This is a genomic window from Streptomyces sp. NPDC059850 (assembly GCF_042731515.1).
Taxonomy (GTDB): Bacteria; Actinomycetota; Actinomycetes; order Streptomycetales; family Streptomycetaceae; genus Streptomyces.
This window is the reverse complement of the sequence record NZ_JBHWJI010000043.1, coordinates 77,535-87,305: the sequence shown is the minus strand read 5'-3', so window position 1 is coordinate 87,305 and position 9,771 is coordinate 77,535. Positions and strand designations below refer to the sequence as shown.

The 9,771-nt window shown below is 73.7% G+C and carries 8 protein-coding genes; 4 read left to right on the top strand and 4 right to left on the bottom strand.

The window, feature by feature from the left end; translation table 11 throughout:
• On the top strand, positions 1-222 hold a 222-nt coding region (gene tnpA, locus ACFV9T_RS29890), incomplete at its 5' end, for an IS200/IS605 family transposase (RefSeq protein ID WP_385445549.1).
• Between the two features lie 168 nt (positions 223-390).
• Positions 391-831 carry an NUDIX hydrolase gene (locus ACFV9T_RS29885; RefSeq protein WP_385445548.1) on the top strand — a complete coding sequence of 147 codons (441 nt, stop codon included), beginning with the start codon at positions 391-393 and terminating at the stop codon, positions 829-831.
• A 173-nt stretch (positions 832-1,004) separates the two neighbouring features.
• Here ACFV9T_RS29885 and ACFV9T_RS29880 read toward each other — a convergent pair whose 3' ends face one another.
• A complete protein-coding gene (locus tag ACFV9T_RS29880; protein ID WP_385445547.1) occupies positions 1,005-1,898 on the bottom strand; it encodes a LysR family transcriptional regulator in 894 nt (297 codons plus the stop codon).
• An 84-nt stretch (positions 1,899-1,982) separates the two neighbouring features.
• Here ACFV9T_RS29880 and ACFV9T_RS29875 point away from each other — a divergent pair, with 84 nt between their 5' ends.
• A complete protein-coding gene (locus tag ACFV9T_RS29875; RefSeq protein ID WP_385445546.1) occupies positions 1,983-2,915 on the top strand; it encodes a PhzF family phenazine biosynthesis isomerase in 933 nt (310 codons plus the stop codon).
• Positions 2,912-3,937, top strand: coding sequence for an NAD(P)-dependent alcohol dehydrogenase (locus ACFV9T_RS29870; RefSeq protein ID WP_385445545.1), 1,026 nt, complete (start codon positions 2,912-2,914; stop codon positions 3,935-3,937). Before ACFV9T_RS29875 ends, ACFV9T_RS29870 begins: the two co-directional genes overlap by 4 nt.
• A gap of 8 nt (positions 3,938-3,945) precedes the next feature.
• On the opposite strand, the gene ACFV9T_RS29865 is transcribed toward ACFV9T_RS29870, so the two are convergent.
• Genes ACFV9T_RS29865 through ACFV9T_RS29855 form a run of 3 tightly spaced genes read right to left on the bottom strand, consistent with a single transcriptional unit; the run spans position 3,946 to position 9,377 of the window.
• A complete protein-coding gene (locus tag ACFV9T_RS29865; RefSeq protein WP_385445544.1) occupies positions 3,946-4,698 on the bottom strand; it encodes a hypothetical protein in 753 nt (250 codons plus the stop codon).
• Between the two features lie 32 nt (positions 4,699-4,730).
• Entirely contained in the window at positions 4,731-5,123 is a 393-nt protein-coding gene (locus tag ACFV9T_RS29860; protein WP_385445543.1) for a molybdopterin-binding protein, read from the bottom strand.
• Positions 5,124-5,144: 21 nt separating this feature from the next.
• Complete coding sequence (locus ACFV9T_RS29855; RefSeq protein WP_385445551.1) at positions 5,145-9,377, bottom strand: molybdopterin-dependent oxidoreductase; 4,233 nt, start codon at positions 9,375-9,377, stop codon at positions 5,145-5,147.
• Positions 9,378-9,771: the final 394 nt, after the last annotated feature.

The following is a 9,771-nucleotide window of genomic DNA, read 5'->3' as shown; positions in this document are numbered from 1 at the left end:
CACCTGCTGGTGCACTACCCGCCGAAGGTCCAGCTCTCCAAACTGGTCAACTCCCTCAAGGGAGTGTCCGCCCGGCTGCTGCGCAAGGAGTACGAGTCCCACGTCCGCCGGTATCTATGGAGCGGCCACTTCTGGTCCGGGTCCTACTTCGCCGGCTCCTGCGGCGGCGCACCCCTGACCGTCGTCCGCCAGTACATCGAGAACCAGAAGCGCCCCCTCTGACCACCACACCGGAGGTGCAGCGAACTCCGGCGCTCCGCGCCTCCGGGACGAGGATGCACTTCACCTCCGCTCTAAAGGACGGAGCACTGCGCAAGATCAGAGGTAGAACCCCAAGGGACTTGGGCTACCGTGAGGGGCGCGCAGCCAGTCGAGAGGGCCGAGGAAAACGTGACCGTGGACCGCCCGCACACACTGAACGTCGCCGGCGTCATCGTCGACGAGCGGGACCGGGCGCTGCTGATCAAGCGCCGGGACAGCAGGACGTGGGAGCCGCCGGGCGGGCCGCTGGGCCCGGACGAGACGATTCCGGACGCCCTGCGGAGCGAGCTGCTGGAGGAGACGGGCGTGAAGATCGCGCTTCCGGCGGCCCTGACCGGCGTCTACAAGGACATGAACGACCTGGGCGTCTGCCTCGTCTTCCGCTGCCGGGCCCTCGACGGCACCCCCGCCACCGGCCCGCGCACCCGGGCCTGGCGCTGGGCGACCCGGGCGGAGGTGCCGGACCTGGCGAGCGAGGCGTACGCGGCCCGCATCCTGGACGCGCTGGACGCGCCCGACACCGCCGCCCCGCCCGCCGTCCGCGCCCATGACGGCGAGCGGCTGCTCTAGGGCGTGTTTCGAAAGTCCCGCCTGCCCCGCGACGCCTGGCACGCACGCTCGCTGCGTTGTCGGGATCGTCCAAGTAGGCCCACTACGAGGACGCCCCTCCGCCTTGCGATCGCACGCACCAGACGCCGCGGGGCCCGCCCTCCGGGCGGACGGCGCTACTTTCGAAACACGCCCTAGCCTCCGAGCAGGCGGGCCAGTTCGGTGGCGACCGCCTGCGCGGCGGGGCTGATCCAGCGGCGGCGGGCGTGGGTCAGCTGGACCGGCACCGGGGGGATCTCGGGGCCGTGGACCTCGGCCAGCGTGCCGTCGGCCAGCTGGCGCCTCACCGTGGCCCGGGGGAGCAGGGTGAGGCCGAGCCCGGCGGCGACGCAGGAGCGGGCGGCCTCGATGCTGCCGAAGCGGGTGAGCCGGGGCGGCGGGCCGGGGACGGTGCGCAGGGTGCGCACCAGGTGGTCGCTGTACGAGCAGCCCTCCTCGTGGACGAAGAAGGTCTGCCGGGCCAGCTCGGCCCAGCCCACGGTGCGGTCCGCGAACGGGTGGCCGGGGGCGGCGAGATAGACGAGCGGTTCGCGGGCGAGGGCGCGGGCGGTGAGGTCGGCGTGGTCAACCCGCTGCTCCAGGAGGAGCGCGAGGTCGAGGCGGCCCGCGCGCAGCCCCTCGACGGCGGCGGCGCTGCCCGCCGGGTGGAGGTTGAGTTCGATGCCGGGGTGGCTGCGGGCGAGGGAGGCGATCACGGCGGGCAGCCGGGAGGCGCACAGGGACTCGCCCGCGCCGAGGGCGACCTGCCCCTCCGGCGGCCCCTGGGCCCCCGCGACGCCCGCGGCCGCCGCGCGCAGCCGGGCCTCGGCGTCGAGGACGTCCTCGGCCTCGGCGAGCAGCCGCCGCCCGGCGCTGGTGGGGACGGCGCCGGTGGGCAGCCGGTCGAACAGGCGGGTGCCCAGCTCCCGTTCCAGGCCGCGGACCTGGACGGTGACCGTGGACTGGGCGAGATGCAGCTCGGCGGCGGTGGCGGTGAAGCTCCCGGTCCTCGCCAGGGCCGCGAACGTGCGCAGGAGTCTGGTGTCCACGTAGGGAGGGTATCGGGTTTCTCGATGGCGGCCAGCGAAAGGAATCGTTGGACGCGATGGCCACCCGGTGGAAGCGTGGACGGCATGACCGAAGTGCTGCGCTACTCCGCCTTCACCACCCACCCCTCCGGCGGCAACCCCGCCGGTGTGGTCCTCGACGCCGGTCCGCTCGGCGAGGACGCCGCCGCCATGGTGGCGCTGGCCGCCCGGGTCGGGGACTCCGAGACCGCGTTCCTCACCGCACGCGACGAGGCCCGGCGCCACTACCGGGTGCGGTACTTCAGCCCGCGCGCCGAGGTCGCCTTCTGCGGGCACGCCACCGTCGCCGCCGCCGTCGCCCTCGCCGAACGCGACGGCCCCGGCGAGCTGGTCTTCGACACGGCGGCGGGCGAGGTCCGGGTGACGACGAGCGCGGACGGCGGTGCGAGCACGGGCGGCGGGGCGAGCGCGGGCGGCGGGGCGAGCGCGGACGGCGGTGCGAGCACGGGCGGCGGGGCGCCGTACGCCACGCTCACCAGCGTGCCCACCCGGACCCGCCCCGCCGACGAGGCCACGGAGACCGCGCCCGCGCTGGCGGCGCTGCGCTGGTCCCCGGACGACCTCGACCCGGCCCTCCCGCCGCACGTGGCGTTCGCGGGCAACGACCACCTCGTCGTCGCCGCCGCCACCCGTGCCCGGCTCGCCGACCTCGCGTACGACTACGGCGCGCTGGAGGAGCTGATGCGGCGGCGCGGCTGGACCACCGTGCACCTGGTGCACCGGCCGGACCCGGACCGGCTCGACTTCGACGCCCGTGATCCGTTCCCGGTCGGCGGGGTCGTGGAGGACCCGGCCACCGGCGCCGCGGCCGCCGCCTTCGGCGGGTATCTGCGCGCGACCGGACTGGTCGAGGAGGCGGCCAGGGTCCGGATCCGGCAGGGCGAGGACATGGGGCGGCCCAGCGAACTTCTGGTGGACATCACTCCCGACGACACCCGCGTCCGCGTCAGCGGCCACGCGGTGAGGATCCCCGCATGACGACACGGAACACGACGCGTTACTACGAACTCCCGCGCTTCACCAGCGTGGACGCCCTGCGCCCCGCCGAGCGCGGCGTACCCGCCCCCGGGCCGCGCGAGGTGCTGGTCCGGATGCGCGCCTGGTCGCTCAACTACCGCGACCTGATGATCGCTTCGGACACCTACGGACGCGCGCTCACCCCCGGCCTGGTGCCGCTGTCGGACGGCGCGGGCGAGGTGGCCGACGCGGGCGCCGAGGTCACCCGGTGGTCCGCCGGGGACCGGGTGGTGGGCATCTTCATGCCGCGCTGGATCTCCGGCCCGGCCACCGCGGACCGGACCGCTGGCGCGCTCGGCGGCCCGTCCGACGGCGTACTCGCCCAGTACGTCCTCTTCGACCAGGACGCCCTCGTCGCCGCCCCCGCCCACCTGGACTTCGCCGAGGCCGCCACCCTCCCCTGCGCCGCCGTGACCGCCTGGCACACGGTGGTCACGAGTGGCGGGGTCGCGCCGGGACAGACCGTGCTGACGATGGGTAGCGGCGGTGTCTCGCTCTTCGCGCTGCGATTCGCCGCGCTGGGCGGCGCCCACGTCATCGCCACCTCCAGCAGCGACGCCAAACTGGCCCGGCTGCGCGCGCTCGGCGCGGCGGACGGGATCGACTACGTACGGACGCCCGCGTGGGGGCAGGCGGTGTACGAGGCGTCCGGCGGCGGCGTGGACCACGTGGTGGAGGTCGGCGGCGCGGGCACCCTGCCCCAGTCGCTCACCGCCGTCCGCACCGGCGGCCGGATCAGCGTCATCGGGGTGCTGGCCGACGGCGACGGGGTCGATCCGATCTCGGTGGTGCGCAAGGGGATCACGCTGCAGGGGATGTACGTGGGCAGCCGGGAGATGTTCGAGGAGATGAACCGGGCGCTGGAGCGCCACCGGCTGCACCCGGTGATCGACCGCGCCTTCCCGTTCGCGGAAGCGCCCGCCGCGTACCGCCACTTCGCGGACCGGGGGCACTTCGGGAAGGTGGTCATCACCGACGAGTGATCAAGGGGCTACGGGAGGCCGTGGATCTTCGCCAGCAGGCGGTTCAGCAGATGGGCCCGGTCGGCGCCGTTCGGGCGGCAGTCCTCCAGGCGGCGTACGACACTCGACCGCACATTCTCGGGGCCGACGAGGTCCACGGCCTTGTCGAGGGCGCGGATGCCCCAGTACTGGCTGAAGGCCAGGGGCTCGTCCACCACGGCGTCCGCCAGCAGGTCCAGCGCATCGTCCGGTACGGCGTACAGGCGGGCGTAGGCCGCGAGGCGCAAGCCGCCGTCGGATGACCTGAGCCAGGCGGTCAGTTCCGGGTCGGCGATGCGCTGGGTGGCGCGCACCAGGCGCGCGAGGATGCCGTTCATGCGCTGCGTGCGGGCCGATCCGGAGCGCATGGTGTCGCGCACCGACAGGTATTCGGCGGCCAGCCTGCGGACGTCCTCGCGGGCCGCCGGGTCGTCGGTGTCCCCCGCGCCCCCGCCGCCACCGACGAGCGCGGCGTCGGCCATGGCCTCGGCCGCCTCGATGCGCTGCTCGACGTCCCGGAACTCGACCCGGAGCCCGCCGGGCAGTTCGATGCTGGTGAAGAGGGTGCGCAGCCACGGGACAATGGCGATGACCAGCAGCGCGACGGTGACGTTGTCTATCTTCAGGTCGGGCTTGACGAGATGGGCGACCGCCACCCCGAGGGCGAGGACGCTCACCGCCCCCGCGACGAGGTGCCGCCGCCATGCCCGATTCCGCTCGCCGCGCTCTCCCCGTTCGCTCACGGGGGCATCCTCTCAGGCCGGATGGGCCGGACTCATGGCTTCTCGACGACCACGTTGGTCGACTTGATCACCGCCACCGCGGGGACGCCCGGTTCGAGGCCCAGCTCCTCCGCGGATTCCCGGCTGATCATGGACACCACCCGGAACGGCCCCGCCTGGATCTCCACCTGCGCGGACACATCGCCGAGGATCACCTCGGTGACGATGCCCGTGAAGCGGTTGCGGGCCGAGGAGACGCCCTTGCCCTCCTGGTCCGGGCCTCGGCTCAGCTCCCGCGCGAACGCGGCCAGCGCCGGGCCCGGGACGATCCGGCGGCCCTGTTCGTCCCGCTCGGCGGTGAGCCGTCCGCTGTCGACCCAGCGGCGCAGGGTGTCGGCGCTGACGCCCATCAGGGCCGCCGCCTCTCCGATCCGGTACGTGTGCATCCACCCATGATGCGTGAGGGATCAGTACACGTCGCGGGCGTAGCGCTTGTCGGCGGCGAGCTGCTTCACGTACAGCTCGGCCGCGTCCTCGTCGAGCCCGCCGTGGGCGACGGCGATGTCGCGCAGCGCCCGGTCGACGTCCTTGGCCATCCGGGTGGCGTCCCCGCAGACGTAGAAGTGGGCGCCGTCCTGGAGCCAGGACCACAGCCGGGCGCCGTGTTCGCGCATCCGGTCCTGGACGTACACCTTGGACCGCTGGTCGCGGGAGAAGGCGGTATCGAGGCGGGTGAGCGTGCCGTGGCGGCGCAGTTGCTCCAGCTCGTCCGCGTAGTAGAAGTCGCTGGCGCGGCGCTGTTCGCCGAAGAACAGCCAGTTGGGGGCGGTCGCGCCGCGCGCCCTGCGCTCCTCCAGGAAGCCGAGGAACGGGGCGACGCCGGTGCCGGGGCCGACCATCACCATCGGCGTCGTCGGGTCGGCCGGGGGCCGGAAGGCGGGCGCGCGCTGGACGAAGACGGACACCGGGTGGTCGGCGGCGGCGTCCGCGAGGTGGGTGGAGGCGACGCCCTTGCGGAGCGTTCCGCCACGGCTCTCGTAGCGCACCACGGACACGGTCAGCCGCACCTCGTGGGGGTGGGCGAGGGGGCTTGAGGAGATGGAGTACAGCCGGGGCTGGAGCCGTTTGAGGACGTCGGCCCACTCCTGGGCGGAGGCCCGTACCGGGTGTTCGGCGAGGACGTCCACGGCCTGGCGGCCCCAGATCCACTGGGCCAGACCGTCCTTGTTGTCCGGGCGCAGCAGCCGCTTGAGGTCGTGGTCGTGGGTGCGGTCGAGGACGAAGCGCAGCAGGTCCGGGGTGATCTTCGCGATCTCCAGGTGGCTCCGGAGGGCGTCGGCGAGCGGCATCGGCGCCACGTCGGCGCCGGGGACGGCCTGGACGGCCACCTCGGCGGCCGGGTCGAGGCCGGTGGCGGCGAGCCATTCGGCGACCAGGTCGGGGCAGTTCTCGGGCCAGACGCCGAGCGCGTCCCCGGCCTCGTACGCGAGCGCGCCGTCGCCGGTGTCGAACGCGAACTGCCGTACCTCCTTGGCCGCTCCGGGCAGGCTCAGCAGCCGGTTGCCGATGAGGCGGGTGGTGAACGGCTCGGCCTTGGTGGGGCGGGCGGCCTGGGCTGGCGGTGCTGGCGGAGGCGGGCTGGTGTCGGCGCTGCCCAGGGCGTCCAGGACGGTGTCCAGCCAGGCGCGGGCGGGCTCGTCGTAGTCCGGTTCGCAGTCGGTGCGCGGGGCGAGGCGTACGGCGCCCAGCTCGTCGAGGCGTTCGTCCAGGCGGCGCCCGTGGCCGCAGAAGTCGTCGTACGAGGAGTCGCCGAGGGCGAGGACGGCGTAGCGGGTGCCGTCCAGGCGGGGCGCGTCGGGGGCGGAGAGGGACTCCCAGAAGCCGGAGCCGTTGTCGGGGGCGTCGCCGTCGCCGAAGGTGCTGCTGATGACGAGGATGTCGGCGGGCCGGGGGAGGGTGGCGGCGGCGAGGCCGTCCATCTCCAGCAGCCGGGCCTGCCGCCCGGTCTCGGCGAGGCGGCGGGCGGTGGCACCGGCGACGTCCTCGGCGTTGCCGGTCTGGGAGGCCCACAGGACGACCACTTCGCGGGGGCCCGCCCCGGGTGCGGCGGTGTCCGGGGCCGCCACGGGGGCGGGGGCGCCCGCCCGCGAAAAGGCCCCGGCCAGAACGCCGTTGACCCACAGGGCGTGCTCGGGCGCGAAGGGCGCGTCGTGCGGCAGGACGGGGACGGCGGTGGCGGCCGCGGCGGTGGCGGTCGCGGCGGTGGCGGTCGCGGCGGTGGCGGTCGCGGCGGTGGCGGCCGCGGCGGCGCCGGGGAGCCCGGCGAGGAAGCCGCGCAGGTATTGCCGCTCGGGCTCGGTGAGGAGGGGCGGCGCGAGGTCGGCGACCCCGAACGCGGCGACCAGCCCGTCGACCACGCCACCCCCGGAAGCCGGGGCGGCCTCAGTGGCCACGTCCGCGCCGCCAGGAGCCGCGACGGCGCCCGTCGCCGCGTCGGCACCCGCTGCCGCGCCGGAGGCGGACCGTGGGGCCGATGCCACCTTGGCCAGGGACACCGCGCACACCTTGAACTCCGGCTGCAAGGACACCGGGTCGACCGCGTCATGGGTGACCGCGTTGACGCTGAGGTACTCCCCGAACAGATCGTTCCAGTGGAACGGCGCGAAGCAGTTGCCCGGCCGCACCCGGTCGGTCACCACGGCGGGCAGCACCGCGCGCCCGCGCCGCGACGCGACCTCCACCGCGTCGCCCTCGCCGACACCCAGCCGCTCCGCGTCGCGCGGATGCAGCTCCACGAACGGCCCCGGGTTGAGCTTGTTCAGCTTGGCGACCTTGCCGGTCTTGGTGAGCGTGTGCCACTGGTGCTGCACCCGCCCGGTGTTCAGCACGAACGGGAAGTCGTCGTCCGGCAGCTCGGCGGCGTCCATGTGCGGGCGGGCGTGGAAGACCGCGCGGCCGCTCGGCGTGGGGAAGACCAGGCGCGGCCGGGTGCCGTCCTCCCGTACGAGGAGGGTCTGGCTGACGCCGTCGTTCACGTACCGCACCGGATTGCGGTCCTCGCCGTCACCGTCACCGTCACCCGGCGCCGCAGGCCACTGCACCGGGGTCTCGCGCAGCCGCCCGTACGCCACCCCGCGCAGGTCATAGCCGGTCCTCGGGTTGGAGGCGCGCTTGATCTCCTCGAAGATCTCCTCCGCGCTCTCATAGCCGAAGGCGTCCCCGTACCCCATCTCGCAGGCGATCCGGGCGATGATCCGCCAGTCCGGCAGCGCCTCGCCGGGCGGGTCGACGGCCGCTTGCGCGAGGGTGAGGTTGCGCTCGGAGTTGATCATCACGCCGTCGGCCTCGGCCCACATCGCGGCGGGCAGCACGACATCCGCGTACGCGTTGGTCTCGGTCTCGGCGAACGCGTCCTGCGTGACGACGAACTCGGCCGCCTCAAGACCCTCGATCACCGTCCGGCGGTTGGCGACCGAGGCGACGGGGTTGGTGCAGATGATCCAGCACGCCTTGATGTCCCCGTCCGCCATGCGCCGGAACATCTCGACGGTGCCAAGACCGGCCCCGTCCGTCCGCAGCGTGCCGGGCTCGATGCCCCACAGCTCCTCCGTGAACGCCCGGTCGTCCGCGTCCAGCACCGACCGCTGTCCGGGCAGCCCCGGCCCCATGTACCCCATCTCGCGGCCGCCCATCGCGTTGGGCTGGCCGGTGAGCGAGAAGGGCCCGCTGCCGGGGCGGCAGATCGCGCCGGTGGCCAGATGCAGGTTGACCAGGGCGTTGGTGTTCCAGGTGCCGTGCGTGGACTGGTTGAGCCCCATCGTCCAGCAGCTCATCCACTCCCCGGCCTCGCCGATGTACCGCGCCGCCGCGCGGATGTCCGCCTCCGGGATGCCGGTGATCTCCGCGACCCGATCCGCCGGATAGTCGTCCAGGAAGGCGGGCATGGCGTCCCAGCCCTCGGTGTGCTCGGCGATGAACTCCTGATCGGTGTAGCCGCCCTCGATGAGCAGCCGCAGCAGCCCGTTGAGCAGCGCGAGATCCGTCCCCGGCCGTATCTGCAGGAACAGATCCGCCTTCGCGGCGGTCGCGGTGCGTCGCGGGTCGATCACGATCAGCTTGGCGCCCGCCTTCACCCGGTCCATGAGCCGCAGGTACAGGATCGGATGGCAGTCGGCCATGTTGGAGCCGATGACGAGGAACACTTCGGCGTGCTCGAAGTCCCGGTACGACCCGGGCGGCCCGTCCGCCCCCAGCGACAGCTTGTAGCCACTGCCCGCGCTGGCCATGCACAGCCGTGAATTGGACTCGATCTGGTTGGTGCCGATGAACCCCTTGGCCAGCTTGTTCGCCAGGTACTGCGCCTCCAGCGTCATCTGCCCGGACACATAGAGGGCGAGCGCGTCCGGCCCGTGCGTATCGAGGACCGCCCGCAGCCGCCGCGCGGTCGCGGTGATCGCCTCGTCCACCCCGACCGCCGCCGGTTCCGCACCCCGGTCGTCGCGGGAGAGCGCCGTCTCCAGCCGCCCGGCCGCCCGGAGCATGTCCGCGCTGGTGGCGCCCTTGGTGCACAGCCGTCCCGCGTTGGCGGGGTGCGCCTTGTCGCCGGACGTCTTCAGCACCGTACGCCGCCCGTCCGCCCCCCGCCCGACGTCGAGCACGATCCCGCACCCGACCCCGCAGTACGAGCACACGCTCCGCACCGACCCCGCCACCCCCGGGGCAGCGCCGGTGCGCGCCGCCCGCGCCGACTGAGCCGATGCCGTCACGAATGCCCCTCTCTCGCTCGCGGTGGGCCTCTCCCACTGCCCCACACCGTAAAAACCCCCGGTTGCGAGCGCGTCACATCCGCCGATCGCGAGCGATTACGTCCCCTGCACACTCCCCTTCCGCCGCGTGTGAGGGAACGGGGGCCCGACCAGGGAAAGCAATTGCCTGAGGCTACTGGTGCCTCATGCAACAAGTCGCGCGTACGGCGAGAGCGTGGCGCAGCCGGTGGCACACCCTGACGCACCGTCATGCACATATCTGACGATACGTCACTCACGACCCGAGGGCCCCGGGGAGGCGTGGTTCGGGACCCTTGGACACAACTCC